The sequence below is a fragment of the Kitasatospora sp. NPDC093550 genome, from assembly GCF_044764985.1.
GTDB lineage: Bacteria > Actinomycetota > Actinomycetes > Streptomycetales > Streptomycetaceae > Kitasatospora.
The window spans coordinates 373859-399570 of record NZ_JBIWJF010000003.1; the positions used below are offsets into that span (position 1 = coordinate 373859).

A 25712-nucleotide genomic window follows, 5' to 3' on the forward strand; every position below is an offset into this window, starting at 1 on the left:
CTGCTGTCCGGGGTCACCCGGTCCCGTTCAGGGCGGGGAACACGTAGAAGAACTTCCTGCCGTCGACGGTGATCTCGGTCTCCCGGTCCTTGCCGTAGCCGTACCAGATGTCGACCGGCACCGTGACGGGGCCCGCCGACAGGTCACGGTCGGTCTTCTGCCGACCGTTGTCGGTGTACTTGTGCGCGTCGGGCTTGGCGTAGACGACGATGACCTCGACGTGGGGGAACCACCGGTTGAAGGACTCCACCACGAACTTGCAACTGTCGCAGGTCCCGCGCGAGGACGCGACGACGAGGTGCCCGATCACGTCGGGGTTGACCACGCCCGGCTTCCACCCGGCCTTCGTGTAGACCCCCTCCATCAACCGGACCTCGGCGTCGTTCAGTTGGTGGCCCAGGGTGGACACGTCCGTGAGCGCGGAGCGGAACGCGTTCGCCATCTTGGTCTGGTCGGCTTCGAGCTTCCTCAGCGCGGCCGAGACCCCGGTGGCCTTGCCGGCCGCGGCCGTCGCCGCGTCGGTCAGCGTGGCAGCACGGGATCCGACGGCCTCCGCCAGCGTCCGGTGCGCCTCGCCCATGTCGTGCATGGCGGCGCGCGCCGCCTTGGCGTGCAGCAGGGCGTCCTCGAACGGCCTTCGTGCGTCGGCCCTGCCGAACTCCTTCAGGCTCGATCTGCCCCGAGTGCTTTCGGCCGTTCCGACCGCCGTCTCCGCCTCCTGTCCGGCATCCGCGAGCGACTTGCTCCACTCCGGATACCCGCTCGGGTCGCCGGGGGGCCACGCGAGGTCCTCGTACCTCATCACCACGCCGTTCAGCAGTGCTCCCGCCTCCTCGTGGGCGTGGACCAGCCCCTGGAGCACCTCGGTCCTCTTCTCCCGCCGCCACGCATCGGCCGCTTTCCAGGGCTCCGTGTCCCGGGGCGCCTTCTTCACGGCCTCCGGTACGTCCTTGAGCTTCGGGTCGGCACTGGCGTTCAGGGTCGGCTCGACGGTCTTCTCGTTCGTTCCCCAGACCGACTTCCCCTCGGACTGGAATTGCCGCTTGAGGCTGAACGCTGCCGCGGCCGAGGTCGCTCCGGTTCGGGTGAAGTCGAGGCCCTTGACGACCCCGGCGATCCTGGCCGTGAGCGCCGCTCCTCCCAGGAGGGGCGCGCCGGAGCCGTCGAGGACGGTCGCCCGGACCGGGACGTCCGGGCCGAGCCAGTCGTGGGGCTCGCCGGAGGCGCCCAGCAGCTCCCGCCGGTGGGCGTCGGCCCAGTGGAGCCGGTCCTCGTTGTCCCGCATCAGGGCGACGACCCGGCCCTCGCCGAGCACGACCACGCCGAAGGCCCGCGGTCCCGCGGCGCGCACCTGCCGTTCCACCGTCACCAGGGCGTCCTTCCCGGTGCCGTACGCCCGGAGGTTGGCGGTGATCGAACCGAGCGGAGCGGGAGCGGCCTCCTGCTTCGCCACGGTCGCCGTACCGCCGAAGGACCTGTACAGGGCGAAAGTGGCGGCCACGCCCCGGCCGAGGGTCGGGGCCTCCGCGCCCGGCTCGGCGGGGTTGACCCGCTGCAGCAGTTCCACGGTCGGGGCGTCGTAGCGCGGCCGGCCCTGCAGGTAGTCCTGCAGAGCCCGTTCCTGCGCGGGCTGCTGGGCCGTCTCCCCGGCTGGGCGCACCGGGGTGGCCTGGGGTTCCTGACCGGGGCTCCTGGCGCCCTGGACGACGTGCTCGCCGTCCGCGTCCGGCACGGTGTGCCCGGGCTGCAGGACGTTCTCGCCGGTGTGCGGCGACGCGTCGTCGTGGTGCGCCCGGACGGTGCCGTGGTTCACCGGGCCGCCGTTGAGGACGGCCTGGATGTCCTCGGGGTTCGCCGCGTCCTCGTGGACCGCCTGGCTCCCGTCGTGGCCCTGCCGCGCGTTCTTCCGGGCGAACCTCAGTGCCGCGGGCAGGGGCGCGGCGACCTCGCCGGGCTGCACCTCCGTGTAGCCGGTCGGGACCTCCTCCTGCCACGTGTACCGGGTCACGGTGGACGTCTCCGGCACGTAGGGCTCGAAGGCCTCCCACGTACCGCGGTCGCTGATCACCGGGAGACCGCGGGAGTCGAAGCCGACCCTGCCCGCCGTCACGAAGGCCCGGCCGCCCTCGGGCTGGACGGTGTCCCCCACCCGCGGGCCGGGGACGGGCGCGAACCAGACGTCGTCCCGGGCGGCGCGGATGCGGACGGAGACGCCCTGGGCCTGCAGGTTCCGCTGGAGGTCCTCCAGGTAGCCACCGCCGTCCGCGCGGGCCAGGCGGCAGGCGTCGAACTCCAGCGGGTCCGTTCCGTTCCAGCGGCCGTCGGCGCGGAGCGAGACGACCAGGTCGGCCATCTCCTGCACCGTCACGCGGTGCCCGCCGACCGCGGGGTGGCCCTCCGCGTCGGTGTGGACCACGATCCTGAACGAACCGCCGGTCCCCAGGAGGTAGCCGAACCCTGGCAGCGCGCTGCCGTCCAGCACCCACCCGTAGGGCCTGCCACTGCCGTCCTGGAGGACCCGGCCCCGCTCCGACCAGTGGCCGCCCGGCTGGTGGCCCGGGGAGAGCTCCAGCTCGTGGAGCTCGTGCGTCACGGTGCCGACGTCGGCCCCGGCCTGGACGTCGGGCGCCTCGGATGTCCGGGGTGCCCGCGTCTGCCGGACCCGCTTGCCGTCCTGGACCTCGTCGCCCGAGTCGCTCTCATGGCCCCGCTTGGCCCCGTCGACCTCCATGTCGGCTGCGGGTGCCTCCTCGGGGAGGCGTTCCAGCACCGCGTACTGGTTCTCGGACTGGAAGAGCAGGATCTCCTTGCCCTCGGGAACCGGCCGGGACGCGTCGCGGGGCTCGAACACCTTCCACTCGTGGCCGTCGAAGATCCTCACGCGCCGGTGCAGGACGTTGGCGGCCACCTCCGGCACGAGGCCGCCCAGGGCGCCCGCCCAGCGGCCGGGGGGCTGGACCGTCTCGTTGAGATCGCCGACCCGGACCCCGGCCTCGTCCGCGAGGGCCTTGGCCGTGCCGCCGTTCTTCCTGATCCAGTTGACGATCCGGCCGCGGTTCTGGGTCACCGCGTCGGGCCCGGTCTTCCCGCTCATCGCCATGCTCACGGCGTTGTAGAAGGAGTCGTCCCCGCGGGGCACGTCGACGATCCGGAAGCCCTCGGCCGAGGCGGTCCAGATGTCGGCGAGGTCGCGGAAGACCCGCCAGAGCTTCGGCAGGCCGGGCAGGGCTCGGACCAGTCTCCCGTAGTGCTCCTCGAACGTCCGGTTCGCCGGCTTCTCGGCGCGGAACTCGGCGTCCAGGTCGGCGATCAGCCGCTCCGCGGCGTCCCGGTGGCGCTCCACCTCCACCCGGTAGGCCGCCCGCGGGGGGTGCTCGGCGTTCAGGTACCACTCGACGTTCCGGCGCAGGGTCAGGTACCGGTACTGGAGGTGGGCGACGCGGTCCTCGTGGAACCAGTCGGGGGCCACGTCCTCGGTGGCGAGACCCAGCATCCGGCGGACCTCGTTCAGCGACGCGTGGTCGAAGCCGCGCGCCTGGCGGTAGACCTCGACGGGCTTGCGCCAGAGCCTGGTGTTCCCCGGCGGCGGGTATTCCCGGCCCGCGTACCGCGCGTGCTGGTCGTCGAAGGGGATCGTGAAGCGTCCGGACGCGGTCGGCGGATCGTTGACGAGCACGCGTTCGTAGCCCGGCGCGAGGCCACCGCCCTTGGTCGCGTAGCCGCCGCGCTGCGCGTCGTAGGTGTCCGGCACGGCGTGCCAGCGCTGCATCCGGTTCGCGCCGCTGGACCCGTGCTCCTCCAGGTAGAGGACGCGGTGGCCGATCAGCGCGGCGGACTCCAGGTTCCCGGACCGGGCGCCGATGTGGGTCACGTAGTGGTTCCGGTGCAGGTGCTCGTAGAGCCTGAGCTGACCGATCCTCGTGCCCCCCGTCCAGTCCGTGACGGCCTGGTCGCCCTGGGCCCAGAAGCCGGTGATGTCGTGGATGTGCCGGCCGCCGAACTCGGTGTTCATCTGGTCGACCAGCGACCTCCACTTCTCCGGCCTGGTGGGGTGCGGGTCGCCGGTGATGATCACGGCGTGGTACTGGCCGCCCAGCGCGCGGAGGAGCTGCCGCGTGCCCTGGAAGCTCGTGTCGTGCTCCATCCGGCCCCGCACGTCGGCCCAGTCCGTCTTCTTCCCGGTGAACCGGGACCAGAGCACCAGGACGTTCCCGCGCTCCGCCGGCAGCGTGATGCCCCGCTGCGTCAGCCACGCCGCGATCGCGGCGTCCGGGGTCTCGTTCAGCCCCCAGGCCTCGCGGACCGTGTCGCGCAGCTCCGGGCTGAAGCTCTTGCTGATCGTGAACGTTCCGTGGTCGGCCTTCTTGATCGCGTCGGCCTTGACGTGCCCGGTGAGCCCCCACTCGGAGGCGAGCTTGTCCGCCGCGGCGTCCAGCCCCTTGTACAGGGTGTTCGTGCGCATGCTCGGCACGTCGACCATGACGACGCGGTCCCGCTCGATGCCGGTGGAGAGGTAGAACGCCTCGATCTCGCGCGACTTGTCCTTGACGTCGTGCCCGGGCTGCCCGTCCCCCGGCCCCCGCGCGATCAGGACGTGCAGTTTCGGGTCGTGGAGCATCGCCGCCGCGATGCCGAACTGGTCACCGCTCGCGTACCCGGGCTGCTTGATGACCGTGTTGGTCCGGGCGAACCTCAGGTCGTCGGGCAGCTGCGTGACGACCTGGTCGTGCTCGACCGGGAGGTAGCTGCCCGGAATCTCGGTGATGGAATCCTCCCTGAAACCGCCGTCCGTGTCGGAGTGGGGATGGATCTCGCGCCATCTACTGCTGTCCTTGGCGATCACCGGGTAACCCTGGGCGTCGTACCCCAGCTTGGCCGCCGCCACGAAGGCGCGGCCGCCGCCGGCCGGGGGCTGGTCCGTGGCGTGCTGCCCCGGTACGGGCGCGAACCAGACGTCGTGCTCGGCGGCCCGGATCTTGACGTTCAGGCCCCCCTCGTGGAGCTTCTCCTGCAGGATCCGCAGGTAACTGCCCTGGCCCGTCCGTGCGAGGCCGCACGCGTCGAACTCGAGGTTCGTGGTGCCGTTCCAGCGGCCCTCCCTCCAGAGCCTGTGGATCACGTCGCGCATGCCCTCCGGCTCGAGCCGGTGTCCGCCGACCGTGGGGTACCCATCGGCATCGGTGTGCACGACGATCCGGTACCAGCTGTCCGACCCGTCGAGGAACCCGAACTCCGGCAGTGTGCTGCCGTCCAGCACCCAGCCGTGCGAACGGTTCGCCTCGTCGACGAGCGGCCGGCCGAGATCCGACCAGGTCACCTCCGGTACGACGGGCGGGCCCGCGTTCTGCTGGGCCGGGTTCTGCTCGGCCGGGTTCTGCTGGGTCGTGACCTGCTGCGGGTCCGCCCCGGTCTGTTCCAGTCCGGCGTGCTCGAGCCAGAACTGCTCCGGGGTGTCGGCGCTGCCGACCGGCACGGTGTGCGGCGCCGGGCCGATGATGTCGGCGGCGGCCACCGTTTCGACGAGATCCGCGGTGATCTCGCTGGCGAAGTAGGAGTTCGTGGTCTCCGGGGGCGCGTCGTACTTCAGCCGGATCCACGTGCCGGGGTCGGCGTACACCGTCTCCCCGGCAGCGTTGCGCCCTGCCTTCTCGGCGGCCACGACGTGCCAGGTCTCGTAGGCCGTCTGGAGGAGCCAGACCTTGCCCCTCGCCGCGTAGGCCTCGACCCGGTGGTCCATCCGCCACAGGTGCTCGAGGACCTGTTCGGCGAACGACCGGTAGGCGCCGTCGTGCAGGTCCGTGGCCAGCAGGCGCAGCGGTGTGCGCGCGGGGTCCCACCCGCCCTCGGTCGTGAGCGCGTACAGGGCGTGGGCGACCTGGTCCGGACTCAGACGGATGCCGTCGCGCTGGGGCCGGCCGTCGACGGTGGGGATCAGGACATCGAAGTAGTCCCCCGCGAAGCGGCTCTCCGTCAGGGCCCGCACGACGACCTCGTGCTCCCGGGGGCGGTCGCCGAGCAGGTGCACCCGCGGTGCGACCTGCTCGGTGCCGGCCCACGTCACGGCGTTCCAGACCGCCTGGAGCCGCTTGATCGTCGGTCCGTGCTCGGTGTACGCGACGTCCTGGACGGCGGCCAGCAGCTGGCGGAGCCCGCGCTCGCGCGGCACTTCGTCCGCGATGGTCATCCGGTCGGTGAAGCGGTGCAGGTCCTCCAGGGAGATCCGGTGGTCGGGCGGGAGGCCGAGCTCCTTGCGGGCCAGCCGCGCGAGCTTCACCGCATTGGCGAGCTCGTCACGGCTGGTACCGGCCGTGCCGTGCAGGGTGGCGACGATCCTCGCCGTGTCCCAGGTGTGCTCGGCCGCCCGGCGAACCAGCTCCGGGTGGGGGGTGGCCGTATCGGCACCGTCGGCGCCGGGCATGTCCAGGTGGGCGCCCACGGACGTCGCCAGCGGCCACAGGTCGTCCGGGTGACTGATGTCGGTCCTGCTGCCAAGACGGGCCAGCTCCGCCCTCACCTGATCGTGGAGCCTCCGTGGCCACCCGGGCGAGCTCCCCGACCACTCGAACGGTCGCGGTGCCCCGCTCTCGACCAGGTCGATTTGCTCGTACGCTCCCCGGCCGACCGCGGTTCCCCGTCCGATGTGGGTGGATGTGAAGACCGCTCCGGGCTTGACCAGGACCTCCTGTTCCGTGGTCGGGAAGCGGGAGAACGGCGTGATGTCGACACCGCTCTGCCCGGCCAGACGGATCCGGCGCAGGACGCGGTGGGCCAGCACGTACTTGTCGAGCTGCCGGTCGTACGGCAGGAACCCCTCCGCCGTCTGTACGAGCCGGCTCGTGCTGAGCAGGATCGAGTTCTCCTCCGTGCTTCCGGGCCCGGCCCGGAGCACGCTCTCCCAGCCGTCCAGCCGACCCACCCCCCATGAACCGCGGTAGACGACCCCGGTCGCGCCCGGGAGCTTGTCCAGCGCCTCCACGATCATCTCGGAGTGGATCCGCAGTTCCGTGATCAGGGCCGGGATCATCCGCTTCGCGATCCGGTACGCCTTCGCGGAGTCCGCAGCCGTCCGATTCTCCGGAAGGTCCTTCGCGAGCAGCGGACCGAGCTCCGGGTGCTCCCGGAAGACCGACGGGACCTTCTCCAGCGGCCCGTTCAGCAGGTTGTCGATCTGCTTGCCGAGCGCCTGGTACAGCACCACGTCGCCCATGCCGTCGTACTGGAGCAGCACATTGATCAGCGGGTACGCCGTCCCGGTGTAGATGTTGATCGCCTCGACGTGGGCCAGGCTCAGCCGTGTACGGAGCTGCTCCTGCGTCAGCCCGACGGTGACCAGCCACTGCTGCTCGTGCGGGAGGAGGGCGCCAACGCTGAGCCCCGCCATGCGCTCCCACACCGCGCGCACCCGGTCCAGGGGGCCCTCGTGGTACCCGCCGTCCCTGCGCGGCCGGGTGACCAGCTGGTGGTAGACCGACTCGTGCGGGAGCATCCCGCCCCCCTCGGTCCGCGTGCCGTCGCGCAGCATGCCCTCGGACAGGCCGGGGACGTGCTGGTACATGACGGACGCCTCGGTCAGCAGATGAGGGGGTGCCGGCGGGAGCTCCCCGGCGAGTTCGGCGCCCTTGAGGATCTCGTAGAGCGTGTGGTCGCGAAGCGGCAGCATCCAGCCGACCAGGGCCACCAGCAGGTCCTCGGACGGCACCCCGGGGACCTTCAGCGCCTTGAACGCGGTGAGCATCTTGGCCGTCGTGGCCGACAGCCCGACCGCCAGGTGCATCCCCTTGTCGTTGCGGTTCGCCCTGTACCAGGGCGACGCCGTGTCGAGTTCGTACCGCGAGCTGCCCGTCACCCAGTGGACGCCGCCGGCCGGATCGGTCACCTGGAAGGTCAGCTCCCGCGGGCTCAGCGGCATGTGCCGGTTGACGTCCGCCATGTCCACCGTGTCCTGGGACGGGCGCTCCTTCCGGGAGCGGCTGCTGGCCATGAAGGTCCGCTGTTCCGAGTAAGGGGCCTTGTGGAAGGTCGCTCCCGTGGCGAAGTAGTCGGTGTCGTAGTAACCGGACTTCGTGATCGCGGCGGGGATCGTCCGGGTCGCGCTGTTCAGGAAGCTCAGCCGGTCCGGCACCTGGGAGGTGTCCAGGCCGAACTTCTTCAGGAGTTCGGTGACCTCCGCCTTCGGGCGGCCGATCTGCCCGTTCAACAGGTGCTTGAGGCTGAGCGGGGCCGTGTCCTCGTTCCGTTGGGCGTAGGAGGCGTTGAAGAACGCGGTCATCAGCTCACGGAGGTTGCCGTTCCTCTCGATCATCGTGTGGAACTCGTCCAGGGTGAGGTTCTCGCCGACCTGCCCCGCCGAGGTCTTGTCCCCGCCCAGGAAGACCTTGTACACCCGTTCACCGGTCGGGTCCTGGTGGACCGTCTTCAGCACGTCGTACAGGTGGCGCACACTGCTGCGCGCGGCCCGCAGGGCCCTCACGTCCGCGTAGGCGAGAAGGCCGACGGCCTTCTCGAACGTGCGCACGGCGCCGTCGTACTCGGGCATGGCGTACAGACCCCGCCGTCCGGGGCCGAACTCGTGGGCCTCCGGGTCCGATGCGACGATCCGGTGCTCGGGCGCGGCCGGGTGCTCGGGCGTCGGATGCCCGGGGTTCGCGGGCACCGGTGCGGACTCCTCGCCGGGGTGGCCCTTCACGTGGGTGACCTGCAGCTCGGCGTGGTCCGGCGAGGCGGACAGCCGCACCCAGGACCCGCCGCCCTCGACCCGCGGGAGCCCCGCCGCGTCGAAGCCGACCGTGCGGGCGACCACCAACTCGTGCGTGCCGTCGGCCTTCTCCCGGTCCGGCCGCGACCAGAGCGAGCCGCCCGGCGCGTCCACCCGGACCTTCAGCTCGGGCCGCAGCTCCCGCAGCGCACCGACGAACCGGGCGGCGTACGAGTCCGCACCGCCCCGGCCCGCGTCGCAGCCGGCCAGCCGCAGCGGACGGCCGTCCCAGACGCCCCGGTCGTACAGGTCGAGGGCGGTCCTGGCCAGCTCGTGCGGCGTGACCGGCCGGCCGTTGAGGCTCGGCGCGCCGTCGGGGCCGGTGCCGTGGAAGGCGAGGGTGAAGTGGTCCGGGTCGGACGGGAGGTGAGCGAGCGCCCGCTCGGTGGCCCGGGGGGCGGGCCCGAGGTCGGCCACCCAGTGCACGCCGGGCCGGACCTCGGTGGTGTGGACGGCGTCGACGGACCCGTGCGGGCCGAACGGACCGTGGACGGCGGTCGACGCCTCGGCAGGTGCGTCGACGTGCTGCGTCGGCGCAGGTGTGCCGTCCGAACCACGGCCGACGGTCCGGACCGGCTCGGCGGGGGCGACGGGCTCCTCGGGCCCCTCGCGCGGGGGCTCCTGTGCCTCGTGCGCCGGTTCCTTCTCCTCCCGCACGAGGTCGTCGTCCCGGCGCGGCTCGGCGTCCTCGCGGGTCTGCGGGCGCTCGCGGCGCCCGGCGCCGGACTCGCGCTGGACGGGGGCCAGGACGTCGAGGATCTCGTCGACGGCGCGCTCGCCGCCGCGGTCCTCCACCTCGTCGGCCCGGGGCTCCTCGGCCGGGGAGACGTCCTCCGGCCGGAGCTCGTCCCGTCGGGCGAAGGCGTCCTCGTGGGTGCGCTCGTGGCTGCGCCAGGAGACCTCGTCCAGGTGGGCGAGCTTCCACAGTTCGCGGTAGCGGTCGAAGAACTCGTCACCGTACTCGCGCTTGAGGGCGGCGGCCCGGTCCTCGGCGAGGACGTGTGGCCGGGCGAGGTCGTCGAAGCCCCGGGCGGCCTCCCGGAGGGCGGGCGCGACCTCCCGTTCGAACGCGGCCTGCTCGGCCAGTTCCTCGGCCAGCCCGTCCTGGCGCCGGTGCCATTCGTCCCGGCGGGCCGTCAGGTCCTCGCGGGTGCGGAACACCTCGTCGAAGGCGCGTCCGGTCCGGTCGGCGTGGCCCTCGGCCAGCCGCTCCGCGGCGTGCTCCGACAGGCCGTCACGGCCGCGGGCCGCCACCTCGGCGGTGGTCCGGGCGACGCGGTGGGACGCCTCGCGGACGGCCCGGTACAGCAGCAGGTCGCGGACGTTGCCGGCATCGGTGAGGCCGTCGATCGCGCGCCGCAGGACGTCCGGGCGGTCGGCGTGCTCGGTGACCTCGCGGTCCAGGGCCTCGGCGAGGTCCCGGGCCGTGTCCTCCTTCGCCCGGTGGACGTCCCCGGCGGTGACGCCGAACCGCTCGGCGAGAGCGCTGTCCTCGGGCTGCAGGTGCCAGGACCCGGCGGCCTGCTCCGCCTCGACGAAGGCCCGGCGGATCGCCGCCTCGCGGGCCGCGTGGACGGCGAACTCGTGGGGCAGGCCGCTCACGTGGCCGCCCAGGGCCAGGGTGAACCGCTCGACGGCCTCCGCCCGCCCGCGGCGCGGTCCCGCGGAGGAATCAAGCGGGCCGGCGATCTCGGCGAAGTCCTGGGTGACCCGCTCGCGCAGCTGCTCCTTGACCGCCTTCACGGCGGCGTCGGACAGCTTCACCGGCCCGGTCACCCCGGCGGCCGCGAGCAGTTCCCGGTCGGTCGCCGACAGCCGGTCCTGCCAGCCCGTATCCCGGGCCGCCAGGTCGACCAGCCGGTCGGCCTCGGCGAGGGCGCGTTCCCGGTCGGCGCGCACGGCGAGCTCCTCGCGCAGGCGCTCGGTGAGCCGGTCCAGCGACTCGACCGCCCGTGCCCTGGCCTCCTCGACGACGTCCTCGGCCTGCCGGACCGGCCCGGCGCCCTCCGACGGAACCGCCGTCGGGTCGGCGACGTCCTCCGGCCGGGCGTAGAGCCGGGCCGCCTCGTCCTCCGCCCGCCGGAGGAAGCCGCCCTCGGAGTCCCTCCGGATCGCGTCGCGGCCGGCGTCCGTGATCCGAGAGGGTTCACGGGTGGCCCGGGTTCCGTCGCCGAGGAGCCGCTGCGAGGCCAGGGAGTCCAGGGCGTGGTCGAACCGCTCGCGGGCCATCCGGACGAAGGCCTCGCGCACGGCCGCGACCCGCACCAGCCCGTCGAGCCCGTCGAGGACGCGTTCGCGCTCCTGCGGCCGCTCGGCCAGCTCCTGGTACATCAGGTCCCTGGCCCGGCGGCGCACCGCCGCGGGCAGGTCGGCCGGGGCGTGCTCGGGAAAGCGCACGGAGCCCTCGGCGAACCGCTCGGCCAGCCGCTCCTCCGCGGCCGCGTCGTACGGGCGGCCGCTGTCGTCGGCCTCCCGCCGGGGCTCGGCGGCGGCGTCGGCGAGCTTCTTCCCGTACGCGTCCTGGAGGTCCTCCTGGGTCCGCCGCCACCGCGCCGCGCGCTCGCCGTCCGCCTCGGCGCGGACGTGCTCGGGCGCGTCGGTGTAGTGGTACTCGTGCGCGGGCGCGGATCCGTGCGGCGGCGCCTGCCCGGACGACGGCTCCTCGCCGAACCGCCCGGTGTGCGGCATCGGCCCGGCGACCTCGCCCGGGGCGTAGTTCTCCGGCCGCGTCGACGGCTTCGGTTCCGTGACCAGCAGGGGCTCCGCGGCGGACCCCTCGGTGGACGGCTTCTTCCCGGCGTTCGCGTTGGTGTACTCGTGCCAGTTGCCGCCGCCCTCGACGACCGGGCGACCGTACTTGTCGAAACCGACCTTCTCGGCGACGACGAGGTGTCCGGTGCCGCGGCCCGGCTCCGTCATCGCCTTCGGGCCGCTGAACCCGGGCACCACCCAGACCGGTCCGTCGGCGGCCCTCGCCCTCAGACCGCTGAGCCCCTCCGCCCGCCAGACGTGCTCCATCACGTCGGCGACGAAGTGGACGTGGTCCGCGCCGTTCAGGCCGCAGGCGACGAAGTCGAGGACCCGCACGTCCTGGAGCTGCCCGTGCCTGCCGAGGTCGACAACGGCGTCCGCCACCTGCTTCGGCGTCAGCTCGACGCCGTTGCGGACCGGCAAGCCGCCCTCGTCGGTGTGCATCACCAGGGTGTAGTGGGTACCGTCGTCGGGCCGCTGCACGAGGGCGTCCAGGACCTCCTCGGACGGTCGGCGACCGATCACCCAGCCGCTGCGGTCCCCCTCGGGGAGCGGGCTGCCGTGCGTCGACGCCGCGCCGTAGTCGGGGGTCGGCACGTGCGGGGTGCCAGGGTCCTGTGCGGGCGTGTGGGTGACGGGGATCTCAGCCCCGGGCCGGTCGCCCCGGGTGGGTGGCGGCAGGTCGGTGTCCGACTCGTGCCGCACGACCGGCTGGGGCCGCTGCTCCTGGCCGTCCTGCCTGCCGGTCGTCGGCACCCGGACGGGCGGCGTCTCGCTCGCGCCGCTGGTGGCGTGCGAGGGAGCCGTCACCGGCGGGGTGGTGGTCTCCTCCGCGGACGCGTGCCGCCGCTGCTCCTCGCCGCCGACCACCCGGGTGCCCTGCGTCGGGGCCTTCGACGCCCCGGCCTCGGAGGAATCCGGCGACCTGTCGGAACCCGGCTTCCCGGACGAGGGTCTGGTGTCCTCGCCGCCCGCCGTCCTCGTCCGGTTGCCCGCGGGGGGCTCCGCGGTCGCCCTGTTCCCGCCGGTTCCGTCCTTCCCGGAGGAGGACGGGGACGAACCGTCGGAGTCCAGCTTGATGCCCTTCGGCTTGAGGCCGTCCAGCGGGCCGGTCCCGTGGAGTCCTTCGCCCGCCGCCGTCCCGCCGCCCTCCGGCCGGGAGACCCACAGGGAGGTCGGGTGGCCCATCAGGTTGGAGACCACGGCCAGCGGGAACCGGGCGTAGTTGGGCAGGTGCAGGTCCTGGAGCTTGAGCCGGAGCGGGCCGCCGGCCATGTGGCCGAGGTGGCCGAGCGCCCCCATCGCGACGCCGCCGTAGAAGCTCTCGGGGGTGACGGTGAACGTGTGGTCCTCGCCGAAGGTCAGGTTGTAGCTGCCCTCGGTCAGGATGTTCTGGACGCCGCCCCTGAGGTAGCCGCCGACGCCCTCGCCGAGCCGGAACAGGAACTGCCCCGCGGTCTGCGGGTGCAGACCGTCCATCAGGCCCACCGCGCGCTGGGCGAGGTCCTGGGTGGCCTTGACGGTGTCCTTGAGGTGCTGCTCCTCCGCCCTGAGGAAACCCAGGTCCTTCAGCCCGCTGTCCAGCGAGCTGCCGCTGAGGTGCTTCAGTTCGTTCTGGACCTGGCTGATGTTCTTGACCACGGCGTTCAGGTCCGCCTTGATCGCACCGAACTCGACCTTGCCACTGGCCTCGGCCAGCGTCTTCACCAGCTTGTTGAAGGTGCCGAGGTCGATGGCGTAGCGGGCACCCTCGCTGGCGAGCCGCGAGGCGAGCAGGCGCCCGGCGGCGTTCGAGAGCTGCGGGTCGATGCCCAGCTTCACGAGTTCCTGCTCGAAGGTCTCGCCCATTCGCCTGGTGAGCGTCTCGACCTTGGTGAGCTTCTCCTCGACCTCCTTGGCGACGTCCTTGCCGACGTTCTCCGTGACGTCCTTCGCCGCGTTCTTCTCGACGTCCTTGGCGACGTCCTTGGCGACGGTCTTCTCGACGTCCTTGGCGACGTCCTTGACGACGTTCTTCTCCAGGTCCTTCGCCACGTTCTTCGTGACGTTCTTCCCGAGGTCCTTGACGGCGTTCTTCTCGACCTGCGCGATGGCCTGCTTGAGGGTGAGGGTGGCGTCGTTGCGCAGCAGCGTGACGACCTGCCTCAGCTCGGCCGTCCCGAGCGACTTCAGCTCGTTCTCCGCCAGGTTCTTGAACTCGGCGCCGGCCAGTGCCTTGAGGTCGGCCTGCAGGTCCTTGCCGAGGCCGCGGCCGAAGACCCGGCCGAAGGCCTTGCCGAGGCCGAAGGTGAGCAGTTCCAGCGGGCCGGTGAGCAGGCCGTTGATCGCGCCCATCTCGATGGCCTGGAGGAAGGATTCCTTCTCCCAGTGGTCCTTGTGGCCCTTGCCGATCTGGATGCCCTGGATGATCCCGTCCATCACCATGCCGGTGGTGATGGAGAGGAACTCGTGCAGCAGGAGCTGCTTGAACAGCCAGATGAAGACCTGCTTGACCAGCTCGCCGGTGACCTTGTAGGCGACGAAGATCTCCGCGAGCGAGCCGCCGAAGGTGATCGGCGCCATCGCGATGGCCCAGGCGATCTGGGCCACGAGTTGGATCAGCTGGGCGATGATCATCCACTTGGCGTACTCGACCTGGTTGGCGACCTTGTGGGCGAAGTCCCCGAGCTGCTTGGCGACTTGACCGGCCGAGGTGATGTAGTCGTCACCGCCGGTGCCGCCGATCAGCTGGTTCATCTGGGCCACGAAGGCATCGGCCGCCTCGCCCTCGAAGCTGTCCCGACAGACGGCGACGAGCTCCACCAGGTAGGCGCGCAGCTCGGGGACCTTGCCGGCGATCACCAGGTAGTCGTCGCCCGCGGTGCGCAGCCTGTCCTCGTCCGCCTCCGGCCACTTCATACCGGTCACGATCCCGAAGAACTTCGCCAGGCCGGGCGGCAGCATGATCGACACGGGTGGTGACTCCTGGCGATGGTTGATCGGGGGGATCGGGAGGATCGGAGGTGCGCCGCGGCGACCTGGACTGACGGGACGTCAGCTTTGGCCACCGGCCTCGTGGTCGGCGTCGTTCATCATCTGGGAGGTGTTCTTCCCGCCCTGACCGGCGGCGTCGATGGTGTGCTGGACCTTCGCGAACAGCTCGGTGATGGTGGCGGTCGGCTCGTCCACGTTGTCGTGGTAGGTCTTGCCGAGTTCATCGTGGCCGGCCGAGTTCGTGTTGAACTCGTTGATCTCGGTGGTCTTGGCCTGGATCTCCTTGAACAGGTCGGCCAGTTCGGGGTACTTGGCGAACTTGTGGATCAGGTCCGACAGCGCGGTGAGCTTCTCAGCCACGGAACTCCTCCTGCCGGTCCCGCTTGCGGCGTTCCTCGGCGGCGGCCTTGTCGGCGAAGCCGGGGCGCATCTGCCGCAGCGGGGTGAAGAGGTCCTCGAGTTCACTGCCTCCGGTCATCGAGGCGGCCAGGGTTTCGCCGAGTCCCTTGAACTCGGCCATGGCGCCCGCCACACGGTCGCCGAGGTCGGCCCGGGCGGTGTTCAGCAGGTCGGTGAGCACCTTGCCCAGCTCGCTGGGGGCCATCGTGCGGTAGGCGTTGGTGTGGAAGGTCAGCGACACCACCTGGCCCTGCGCTCCCACCACGGCGGTGACCATCCGGTCCTTGGAGGTCACCGAGGCGGTCGCCGCCTCCAGCTCCTTGGCGGTCCTGGCCATCCTGGCCTGCTGCTCCTCCAGCGCGGCCATCGCCTGCTCGATCTGTTCGGCGAACGACAGGTCCATCCGTCCGCACCTCCGTCTCCTGCCGAGGGTGCGTTCCGGGCCTGAGGTGTCGGGCCCGGAACGACACCGGTCCATGGGGTCGTACGGTCCTCTCTACGGCCGTACCGGGCCCCGGGGTTCGACGGCGGCGGAACGTCCGCTCAGCGACCGATGACGCCCGTCACTCCGCCCGCGTCGGTGCCCCAGACCTCCTCGTCCTCGGACAGCCAGGTGGTGCGCTGCCGCTCCTTCTCGCCCTGGCCCGCTCCCGCACCGGCGCCCGCCCCCGCGCCCATCGGAGGCATCATCGGACCGCCCATGCCGCCGGTGGTCGGGATGCCCCGGCCCATCAGCTGGGACTCCTCGGCGGCCGCGGCCCCCGCCCGCCCGGCGGCCGCGCGGGCCGCGGCGGCCTCCTCGGCGGCCGCCTGGGCCGTCGGCTTGACGCCCAGGGCATCGGCCAGCCTGCCGCCGACACCGACGGTCGGCGGCCCTGACGCCGCCAGGCCGCCGACGGTCTTGGCGGAGATGCCGTTCTTCCCCGCGTAGGGCTCGCCGAACAGATCGGTGCCGCCCTTGGTCGAGCCCACCCCACCGGAGCCGCCCGACCCGAAGGAGAAGTCACCGCCGCCTCCGAACGAGCCCGGCAGTCCGATCGTGCCGCCACTGCCCCGGCCTCCGGTTCCGATGCTCCCGGAACCGCCGGCGTAGGCGTGCTCGGCATCGGTCAGCAGTTGCTCGAACTGCGAGACGGGGCGGCCGTTCGCGTCGCGGACGGTGCCGTCGGTGTCGATGGTCCGGTCCTTGCCGAGGACGACCGGGTAGCCGTTGGCGTCCTTCAGCAGGTTCCCGTCGGGGCCGGTGACGGTGCCGTCCTCGTTCTTCTTGGAGCCGACCGGCACCTTGAACGGCGCACTGGAGCCCGTGTTCCCGGTGTTCCCGGAGGTGCCACCGCCGGTCGAGGGCTGTCCGACCACGGTGCCCAGGGGCACGTGCCGGGGCTTGCCGTCCTTGTCGAGCAACGGCTTGCCGTCCTTGCCGATCAGCTCGCCCTTGCTGTTGACGGTCGTCCCGGCGGGGACGTACATCGGCTTGCCGTCCTTGTCCAGGAGCGGCTTGCCGTCCTTGCCGAGCAACGGGACCTGGCCGTTGGTGCCTCCGACGCCCCCGATCCCCCCGATCCCGCCGATCCCGCCGGCGCCCTTGCCGCCGGCGCCCTTGCCGTCACCGCCACCGATGCCGCCCGGGCCGCCCTTGATGGTGGTCGGCGGCGGCGGTCCGCCGGTGCCGCCCCCTCCCTTGCCCCCGGCGCCGCCACCGCCGGGACCGTTCGAGTCGGGGGCGCCCTTGGGAGGGTCGACCTTGTCCTTGGGCAGGTTCATGCTCGGGTTGCCGAACTGGTGCAGCATGTCGCCGGCCGCCTGGTAGGCCCCCATCACGAGGTTGCCCGCCGCGGTGGCCGCGGCGTCCAGGACCTGGACCACGTGGCCGGTCCAGATCTCCGTCGCCTTGGTGTTGACGTTGTCGGTGAAGGACTGGACGGCCGAGGCGATCGGACCGGACTCCTTCGACGAGAGGACGTAGCCCGCCCCGCCGACGTCCGCCTGGTGCTTGGTCGTGTCGAGCACCACGGTGGTGATCTTCTCGACCTCCCGCTGGAAGGCGTCCCGGACGCAGGCGTACGGCCAGGCCCACGAGTTGTTGTGCTCGTCCGACGGAGCACGCGCGATGTCCTCGGCGTAGTCCTTGTAGTTCCAGTCGGACGTCTTCGTCTCCCGGACGGCCACCCCCCGCCAGGGGTTGTAGCCGAGGTTGTACATGTTCTGCTGCGCCAGGAGCAGCTGCTCCCCGGCCTTCTTCAGCTTCTCGGCGATGCTGCTGCCCACGGCGGGCGGGGTGGCGCCCTCGGCGTCGTCCCGCCAGGACGCGACCGTCCCGTTCAGGCGGTAGTGCAGCTCCCGGACCTCGTTCTTCAGCCCGATCAGCACCTCCTTGAACCGGCCGGCGGCGCTGCCCTGGAAGTCGCTGCCGGCGCCGTCCACCCGGTCGGCGAACGCCTGGATGCGGGACCGCAGCTCCCCGACGGCCTTCTCCACCTGGGCGAGCTTGTCCCCGGCGTCCACCAGGGACTTCGGTGAGGTGTTCTCGTTGCCCGGCCCACCGTTCCAGATGGACGGCCCGAGGACGTCACCGGGGTCGGTGTGGAAGCGGTGCAGCACGGAGCCGCTCTGGTTCCCCGCCTTGTCGTCCCAGAACGGCCAGTTCAGGGTGATGCCCAGGATGGTGGTGTAGGTGACGCTGCCCGCCGCGGCGTAGGTCCACTCCGCCCACAGGTCGTAGCCGGAGTTGCCGCCGGCGCGGCCGTCCTTCTTCTTGCGCTGGTTGTTGTTGTCCTGGGTGTCCGTCGCGAGCTCCCGGCCGGTGATCCACGGCGTGCCGGTGACGTCGGTCCGGTGCACGACGGTCGTGTGCCCCTCCCCCGCGAACGCCTCCAGCATCTGTTCCCAGGTGAACTTCATGGTGGGCTGCGGATCGGACATGGTTCCCTCCGGGCGGGACGTGACGGGTCGATTCGGGCAGGGGGCACCGTCGGACCGGGGTGGTGTCCACGGTCCGACGGCGGGTGGGCGGACGGCGCGACGTGCCGTCAGGCGGCGGGCGGCTTGGCCGGACCGCCACCGTTCAGGACGTCACCGATGATGTCCATCATCTGGGCCTCGGTCAGGGCTTCGCCGTTGCCGAGGTGCAGCCGGTCCCGGGCGCGCAGGAGGTCCAGCGAGATCTTGTCGACCTCGTTCCAGAGGAAATCCAGGGAGCTGATGACGCTACCGGAGAACGCGTTGAAGTTGGCCTTCAGCGTCTTCGCCGGGGAGAACACGTCGCGGCCGGGTTTGATACCCGCACCATGCACGTCCTGCCAGGTGTTCTTCTGGCTGCTGACGCTCTCGTCGAGCTTGACGAGCTCGGAGACGAAGCCCTCGATCCCCTCGACCGTCATCTTGATCTGCTCGGCCATGCGTGGGGCCCCCGCCTCAGTGGATGAACTGCTTGCTGGCGTCCTGGTCGGCCTGGGTCATGGTGTGGTGCATGCTGGTGAGCGTGGCGCCCGCGGCGATGATGTCCTGGTTCATCTGCCCCGCGTTGGCCGTCACGGCCGTCTTGAACTCCGCGAAGGCGATGGCGGCGGCGCCCTGGAAGTCGCCGCTCTCCTCCAGGGTCTTCAGCTTCTGCTCCACCTCCCACAGGGCCTCGTCCATCAGGCTGCCCGCCCGGCCCAGTTCGCTCGCCGCCTGGGCGACGGTCTCGTGGTGGAGCTGGATGCTCCCGAAGTTGTCCATCGGCTGTGCCATGTGTCCGCTTCCTTCCCGTTGGTGACGCGCCGTCAGGCGCCGTTCAGCACGCCCTCGATGAACCCGTCCGCGGCGTGCAGACGGGCCTCCTCCTCGGCGTGCGTGATGACCTGGTCGGCGACCTTGGTGGCCTCGGCGAAGCGCTCGAACGCCCCGATGACCTGGTGGTAGCGCTGCATCCAGTCGTCGACCTTCTGCTGGAACGTCGAGCTCGCACCGGAGATGTAGCCGGAGGCCAACTCCTGCTTGATCCGCTCGACCGTGCGGCCGGCCGTGATCATCCCTTCGATCTGCTGCTCGATGTCGGACAGCGCCTTGCGGATCGCCTCGTCCTGTTTGGTCAAGTTCGCCGGCGTGGTCACCGGGGGCTCCCTTCTCACCGCACGGGGGTCGCGCGGGTTCTGATCGACTCAACGGGGCTGCCCGGAGCGGTGGTTCAGCCACAGGCCGACGAGCCCGTCGCCGGTTCGACGGCCGCCGCGACGGCTGCGGCGGGCACCCCGGGCACGGCCGTCCCTGCGGCGGGCACCCCGGGCACCACGGCCCCCACCGCGGGCACCCCGGGCACCGCGGTGGCCGTCCCGGCCGTCGGGCCGGCGTCGGCCGCCGACACCGCCGCCGGATCGAGGAGCGGCCCGGACGGCAGCAGTCCCAGCACCGGCGCGGGCACCGCGACCGGTGTGGTGCCGCCGTAGCCGAGTTGCTTGGCCGCCGCCGCGGAGGGCAGCGGGTAGCGGACCCCGGCCTCGGTCACCAGGTACTCGGTGCTGCCCGCCCCGGCACCGGAGAGCGTCCGCACCAGGGCGCCCCCGCCCGGCCGCACGGCGATCCGGTCGGCCACCGCGCAGACGGCCTGGGGCGCGCCCGCCGGGGCGACCGGCGGGCGGCCCGCCTCGGCCCGGTCATTGGGCAGCACGGTGACGGAGGTCACCGGGGCGCCGGTGCCGGTGCCGGTGCCGGTGCGCAGGTCGGCGCAGACGCCCTCGCCGCGCAGCAGCGGGACGAGGACCGGTGGCGACTCCGGGAGTCCGGCGCCCGGCGGGCCGCCGGGTGCCTTGTGTCCGGCGAGGTCCATCGCGCCGATCGGCGCGGCGGCCGGCGCGGCGCCGCCGTACGCCTCCTGCTGGGTGCGCGGGTCACCGAGCAGCAGGGCGTACAGGGTCGGGCTGAGCGGGACGAGACCGTCCTTGGTGAGCAGGTAGTGCGCTCCGCCGGGGGCCTCGAAGAGCTGACCGATCCGGGTCGGCTTGCCGCCCAGCGCCGGACCGGCCTCACCCCGCCCGGGCACCGCGGGTGCGGCCAGGTCGGGGCCGGCGGGCAGCGCGTTCAGCACGCCGGCCGGGACGGGGAAGGGGGTCGCGCCGCCGTAGCCGAGCGCCTGGAGGGCCTGGTCGGCGGTGTCCACGCGCAACCGCTGGCCCTGCCAGAGCAGGTGGACCGAGCCGTCCGGCAGCGTGACCAGCACGCCCTGGGCGGCGGTGAGCGCCCGGCCCTCCGTGGCCGGGTCCATCAGCAGGCCGAGCCGGGGCACGGGTGCGCCGGTCGGGCCGGGCTGGACGGTGCCGCAGACCAGCCAGGTCGCGCCGCCGAGCTCGGTGACCGGCGGCAGTCCGTCGGGGGCGCCGACGATGCCGACCGGCGCGCCGCGCGGCGCGTCGGCGATCGATGCCCGGCTCACCTGCCGGACCGTCATCCGGTCGCCGGCCACCAGCCGGGCGCTGGTGTCGTTCAGCACCGGGTGAAGCTGCCCGCCCATCGACAGGTAGCGGGCCCCGGTCTCCTCGACCACCACCAGCGTGCCGGGCTTGGCCCAGCCGTCGCTGCCGCCGGGGCTGATCACCCCGTACACCGTCACGCCGAGGCCGATCAGCACCGCCACCGCGAGCCCGGTCACGGTGCCCCGGGTGGTCCGCCCGGTGGGGGTGTCCGGCGCGTCGGGCTCCGCGCGCAGCATGCCCGAGGCCAGCCTGCTCATCACGAACAGGTGCGCCTGCACCTGGTCGCGTCGGGACTGCATCCGGTTCCTCCCCGCCTCGTGGGGCGCACTGGTCCACCGGGGGCGGACGCCCCCGTGCCACGCCTTCCTTCGAGCTACGGGCGGTGGGTCGGGCCGGGTTCACGGTCCGTCCGGAGGTGGCGCGGGAGGTGGGTGCGCCGGGCCGCCGAGGCGGTCCAGGCGGGCCCGGACGGCCTCGGCGTCGCGGTGCTGCAGGTCGTCGAGGATGACCAGGCCGCGCGTCCAGGAGGCCCGGGCGGCCTCGGTGTCGCCGAGGGCGAGGTGGGTGTCCCCGATGTGGGTGTGGATGTCGGCCTGGAGGAAGTAGTCGCCGACCGCCCGGCGCAGCCGCAGGGACTCCTGGTAGGCCGGGAGGGCCTCGTGGTACTCGCCGAGCTGGTGGTGGACGTAGCCGATGCTGTCCCAGATGGACGCCTGGCCGGGGAGGTTGCCGGTGTGGCGGGCCAGGTCGAGGGCGCGCCGGCAGTAGGGCAGTGCCTGCCGGGGTTCGCCCTGGAGCACCAGGTACCACCCGATGCTGTTGAGCGCGAGGGCCTGCCCGGAGGGGTCGTCGATGGCCCGGAACAGCTCCAGCGCCCGGCGGGACTCGGCGACCGCGTCGGGGTAGGCGTGCACCTCGCCGTACGCGATGGCGAGGTCCAGCTGGGTCTTGCCCTGGCGCGGCCGGTCCCCGAGCGTCTCGAACAGGTCGTGGGCCAGGCGCAGTTCGCGCTGGGCCTGGGGCTGGCGGCCCTGGGAGCGGTGCACCTGGCCGAGCCAGCGGTGCGCGTGGGCCCGTCGGCCGAGGTCCCCGGTGCGTTCGGCGGCGGCGAGCGCGGTCTCGCTCGCCCGCTGCCACTGCTGCCACAGCCCGGACTTGAGCAGGTACGGGACCTGGGCGCCGACGAGCTGCCAGGCGTGGACGTCCGCCCCGGCCCGGTGCGCCGTGTCGACGATCCGTTCCAGCACCGGCTGCTCGTCCCGGTACCAGGCGAGCGCCCTCCGGCGGTCGGGGAGGTCCTCGGGCGTCGCCCCGTCCACCGGTCCGGCGAGGTCGAGCGGGTACCAGGAGGCGTCGTCGGCGTAGGCGAGGCAGCCGGCCCGGTGCGCGGTGTGCAGGTAGTGGTCGAGCATTCGCAGGGTGGCCCGCTCCGGTCCGTCCGGGCCTTCGACGGCGGCGGCCAGCTCGGCGGCGTAGGCGCGCAGCAGGTCGTGGAAGCCGTACCGGCCCGGCTCGGGCTCGGTGATCAGGTGGGCGCGGCACAGGTCCTCCAGCAGCGCGCGGGTCTCCGAGCGGGGCAGGCCGGCGAGGCTCGCGGCAGCGGCCGCCCCGGTGGACGGGCCCGGGTGCAGGCCGAGCAGCCGGAACAGCCGGGCGGCGCGCGGGGCCAGGGCGCGGTAGGACCAGGAGAACACCGCCCGGACGTCGGCGTGGTCGTCGCCGGCCGACAGCAGGTCCAGGCGGGCGCGGGAGTCGCGCAGTTCGCGCGCCCAGACGGCGAGCGGGGTGCCGGGCTGCTCGGCCGCCCGGGCGACGGCGATGTTCAGGGCCAGCGGCAGCCGGGCGCACAGCTCGATCAACTCCTCGGTCGCGTCCGGCCGTTCCTCGACGGCCCCGGGGCCGAGGCGGCGGGCGAGCAGTTCGCGGGCCTCGGCGGGGGTGAGCACGTCGAGGGCGAGCGGGACGGCGCCGTCCAGGGCGACCAGGCCGGGCAGCCGGTTGCGGCTGGTGACCACCACCAGGCAGCTGTCGGTGCCCGGCAGCAGCGGGCGGACCTGCTCCGCCTCGCGGGCGTTGTCGAGCACGATCAGCGTCCGGGTGCCGGCCAGGCGGCTGCGGAGCAGGGCGAGTCGGCCGTCCGGGTCGGCGGGGATCCGGGGCGCGGGGACGCCGAGCGCGTCCAGGAAGCCGCGGGCCACGTCGGCGGCGCCGACCGGGGTCCGGTCCGGGTCGAAGCCGCGCAGGTTGGCGAACAGCTGGCCGTCGGGGAAGCGGTCCGCCACCCGGTGGGCGAAGTGCACGGCCAGCGAGGTCTTGCCCACCCCGGCCGTGCCGGCGATCGCCGAGATCACGACCGCGCCGCAGCCGGGTGCCCGGTCCGACAGCAGTCCGTCCAGGGTCCGGAGCTCCGCGGTACGTCCGGTGAAGTGCCGCACCGCCATGGGGAGTTGCCGGGGAACGGCGGGCTCCGCAGGCGCCGCGGGCCGACCGGGGGCGCGGGGCGGGGCGTCGGCCCCGGCAGCGCCGGATTCCCGGACGCCGGGCGGCTCCTGCGCCGCTCCCGGCTGCTCCCGGTCCTCGCCCCGGACGGCGGCCAGCCACCCGGCCCGGGTGTCCGGATCGACGCCGAGGGCCTCGGCGAGCCGGACCACCGAGGACATCCTCGGCCGTCGCCCGCCCGCCTCCAGTGCGCTGATCGACCGGGCCGACACCCCGGAGCGCTCCGCGAGTTCGTCCTGGCTCCACCCCGCCGACAGGCGTCGCTCCCGCAGCAGCGCGGCGAACACAGCAGCCCCCACACATCCCCCCGGTGCCCCGGCCCCACCTGCCACCGCCCGCCCGTCCGGTGCGGACCGCGAACGAGCGTAGCCCCGGACGGGCCGGGTGTCAGGTCAACGTCAGGTCAACGTCGGGCCGCGGCGGGACCACGTCGGGCCCGGGGCGGGTCTGCGGCGGGACCACGTCGGGCCCGGGCCGGGTCTGCGGGGGTCCGGGGTCGCGACCGGACGGCAGCACGGTCCTCGAAGCGGAGCCGCCCCCCGAGCGATGACCGAACGTGTTCAGACAACTCGAGGCGTTCGCCCGGCGTACAGCGGGCAGTCATGAATGGTCCGCCGGGAGGTACCCCTCAGGCGCTGTCCTTGGGGCACCGTCCCGTCCGCCGCCCCCATGACACCCAGAGGTCATCCCACCCATGGCAGAGCTGAACCGCCGTCGTTTCCTCCGACTCGCCGGCGCCACCGCCGCGTTCACCACGCTGTCGCAGAGCATCGCCCGGGCCGCGGCGATCGCCCCGCAGGGCTCCACCGGCACCCTCCAGGACATCGAGCACATCGTCGTCCTGATGCAGGAGAACCGTTCCTTCGACCACTACTTCGGCGCGATGAAGGGCGTCCGCGGCTTCGGCGACCCCCGCCCGGTCACCCTGCCCAGCGGCAAGTCCGTGTGGCACCAGACGGACAGCAGCAAGAAGGAGGTGCTGCCCTTCCGCCCCCAGGTGAACGACCTCGGGATGCAGTTCGTCCAGGACCTCAACCACGACTGGGCCGGCGGCCACAAGGCGTTCAACAACGGCAAGTACGACCAGTGGGTGCCCGCCAAGACGGCCACCACCATGGCCTACCTGACCCGCCAGGACATCCCGTTCCACTACGCGCTCGCCGACGCCTTCACCCTCTGCGACGCCTACCACTGCTCGTTCATCGGCTCGACCGACCCGAACCGCTACTACATGTGGACCGGCTTCACCGGCAACAACGGCACCGGCGGCGGCCCCGTCCTCGGCAACCAGGAGGCCGGCTACGGCTGGACCACCTACCCCGAGCGGCTGGAGCAGGCCGGGGTCTCCTGGAAGATCTACCAGGACATCGGCGACGGCCTGGACGCGGCCGGCTCCTGGGGCTGGATCGGTGACGCCTACCGCGGCAACTACGGCGACAACTCGCTGCTCTACTTCACCAACTACCGCAACGCCCAGCCCGGCCAGCCGCTCTACGACAAGGCCCGCACCGGGACCGACGCCAAGGCGGGCGACGGCCTGTTCGACGTCCTGCGCCGTGACGTCCAGGCCGGCACCCTGCCGCAGATCTCCTGGATCGCCGCCCCCGAGGCCTTCACCGAGCACCCCAACTGGCCCGCCAACTACGGCGCCTGGTACGTCTCCCAGGTGCTCGACGCGCTCACCTCCAACCCCGACGTGTGGGCCCGCACCGCGCTGTTCATCACGTACGACGAGAACGACGGCTTCTTCGACCACGTCGTGCCGCCGTTCCCGCCCTCCTCGGCCTCCCAGGGCCTGTCCACCGTGTCCACCACGGCCGACTACTTCGCCGGCAACGCGAGCTACGCGGCCGGGCCGTACGGCCTCGGCCAGCGGGTGCCGATGCTGGTGGTCTCGCCCTGGAGCACCGGCGGCTACACCTGCTCCGAGACCTTCGACCACACCTCGATCATCCGCTTCATGGAGCGCCGCTTCGGCGTGCTGGAGCCCGACATCTCGCCCTGGCGGCGCGCCATCTGCGGCGACCTCACCTCCGCCTTCGACTTCACCGCCTCGAACACCACCCCGGCCGCGCTGCCCTCCACGGCCGGCTACCTCCCGCCGGACCGCAACCGGCACCCCGACTACGTGCCCGCTCCGCCCGCCACCGGCACCATGCCGAAGCAGGAGCCGGGCGCCAAGCCCACCCGCCCGCTGAAGTACGCCCCGGTCGTGGACGGCGCCGCGGACACCGCCACCGGCAAGTACCGCCTCACCTTCGGCGGCGGCGCGGCGGCCGGCGCCCAGTTCCTGGTGACCTCGGCCAACCGCACCGACGGCCCGTGGACGTACACCGCCGAGGCGGGCAAGACGATCACGGACACCTGGAACACCACCTACTCCAAGGGCGTCACCGACCTGACCGTGCACGGCCCCAACGGCTTCCTGCGCCGCTTCCGCAACCCCGGCAGGACCGCCGGTCCCGAGGTCGCCGCCCGGCACGACGCGACCACCGGCAGCCTGGACCTCACCCTCACCAACGCCGGCACCTCGGACGTCGTCCTCACCGTGAGCAACGCCTACGCCGGCACCCCGCAGACCGTCACCGTCCGCCGCGGCGCCACCGTCTCCCACACCGTCGACCTGCGCACCTGCCGCAACTGGTACGACGTGACCGTCACCTCCAACTCCAGCGCCGACTTCGTCCGCCGCCTGGCCGGCCACGTCGAGACCGGCGCCCCGGGCCTCTCCGACCCGGGCATCCTCACCTACTGACACCACCCGCACCCGCACCGCCGGTACCCGCACCACTGACACCCGCAGCACTGACACCGGCGACCCGCCCCGGGCCCCTCACCTGCCCGGGGCGGGTCGCCGGGCCCTCCCGGCCCGCCGGAAGGGGCCC

The 25712-nt window shown here is 72.7% G+C and carries 10 protein-coding genes; 1 reads left to right on the forward strand and 9 read right to left on the reverse strand.

Going from position 1 to position 25712, the window contains the following annotated elements; all coding sequences use genetic code 11:
- Positions 1–13: 13 nt before the first annotated feature.
- The 9 genes from ACIRD3_RS07075 to ACIRD3_RS07115 form a co-directional block, all read right to left on the reverse strand.
- Positions 14–14458, reverse strand: coding sequence for a hypothetical protein (locus tag ACIRD3_RS07075; RefSeq protein WP_402212762.1), 14445 nt, complete (start codon positions 14456–14458; stop codon positions 14–16).
- A gap of 81 nt (positions 14459–14539) precedes the next feature.
- Positions 14540–14839 (reverse strand): hypothetical protein, encoded by a 300-nt coding sequence (locus ACIRD3_RS07080; protein WP_402212764.1) that lies wholly within the window; start codon positions 14837–14839, stop codon positions 14540–14542.
- A complete protein-coding gene (locus tag ACIRD3_RS07085) occupies positions 14832–15281 on the reverse strand; it encodes a YbaB/EbfC family nucleoid-associated protein (protein ID WP_402212766.1) in 450 nt (149 codons plus the stop codon). Before ACIRD3_RS07085 ends, ACIRD3_RS07080 begins: the two co-directional genes overlap by 8 nt.
- Positions 15282–15421: 140 nt before the next feature.
- Positions 15422–17800 (reverse strand): hypothetical protein, encoded by a 2379-nt coding sequence (locus ACIRD3_RS07090; protein ID WP_402212768.1) that lies wholly within the window; start codon positions 17798–17800, stop codon positions 15422–15424.
- Between the two features lie 107 nt (positions 17801–17907).
- Complete coding sequence (locus ACIRD3_RS07095; RefSeq protein WP_402212770.1) at positions 17908–18276, reverse strand: hypothetical protein; 369 nt, start codon at positions 18274–18276, stop codon at positions 17908–17910.
- Between the two features lie 16 nt (positions 18277–18292).
- Positions 18293–18610, reverse strand: a complete 318-nt coding sequence (locus tag ACIRD3_RS07100; RefSeq protein ID WP_402212772.1) for a WXG100 family type VII secretion target — start codon at positions 18608–18610, stop codon at positions 18293–18295.
- Positions 18611–18642: 32 nt separating this feature from the next.
- Positions 18643–18954 (reverse strand): hypothetical protein, encoded by a 312-nt coding sequence (locus ACIRD3_RS07105; RefSeq protein WP_402212774.1) that lies wholly within the window; start codon positions 18952–18954, stop codon positions 18643–18645.
- Positions 18955–19046: 92 nt separating this feature from the next.
- On the reverse strand, positions 19047–20627 hold the full coding sequence (gene eccB / locus ACIRD3_RS07110) for a type VII secretion protein EccB (protein ID WP_402212776.1): 1581 nt from the start codon (positions 20625–20627) through the stop codon (positions 19047–19049).
- A 99-nt stretch (positions 20628–20726) separates the two neighbouring features.
- Positions 20727–23126: an ATP-binding protein gene (locus tag ACIRD3_RS07115; protein WP_402212778.1), complete on the reverse strand. Its 2400-nt coding sequence runs from the start codon at positions 23124–23126 to the stop codon at positions 20727–20729.
- A gap of 395 nt (positions 23127–23521) precedes the next feature.
- On the opposite strand from ACIRD3_RS07115, the gene ACIRD3_RS07120 reads away from it, so the two are divergent.
- Positions 23522–25582, forward strand: a complete 2061-nt coding sequence (locus tag ACIRD3_RS07120) for a phosphocholine-specific phospholipase C (RefSeq protein ID WP_402212780.1) — start codon at positions 23522–23524, stop codon at positions 25580–25582.
- Positions 25583–25712: the final 130 nt, after the last annotated feature.

Bases quoted from the DNA above. Each gene is read 5' to 3' on its own strand.
- ACIRD3_RS07085 (WP_402212766.1), bottom strand. From the start codon at position 15,281: ATGGACCTGTCGTTCGCCGAACAGATCGAGCAGGCGATGGCCGCGCTG.
- ACIRD3_RS07090 (WP_402212768.1), bottom strand. From the start codon at position 17,800: ATGTCCGATCCGCAGCCCACCATGAAGTTCACCTGGGAACAGATGCTG.
- ACIRD3_RS07095 (WP_402212770.1), bottom strand. From the start codon at position 18,276: ATGGCCGAGCAGATCAAGATGACGGTCGAGGGGATCGAGGGCTTCGTC.
- ACIRD3_RS07100 (WP_402212772.1), bottom strand. From the start codon at position 18,610: ATGGCACAGCCGATGGACAACTTCGGGAGCATCCAGCTCCACCACGAG.
- eccB (WP_402212776.1), bottom strand. From the start codon at position 20,627: ATGCAGTCCCGACGCGACCAGGTGCAGGCGCACCTGTTCGTGATGAGC.
- ACIRD3_RS07120 (WP_402212780.1), top strand. From the start codon at position 23,522: ATGGCAGAGCTGAACCGCCGTCGTTTCCTCCGACTCGCCGGCGCCACC.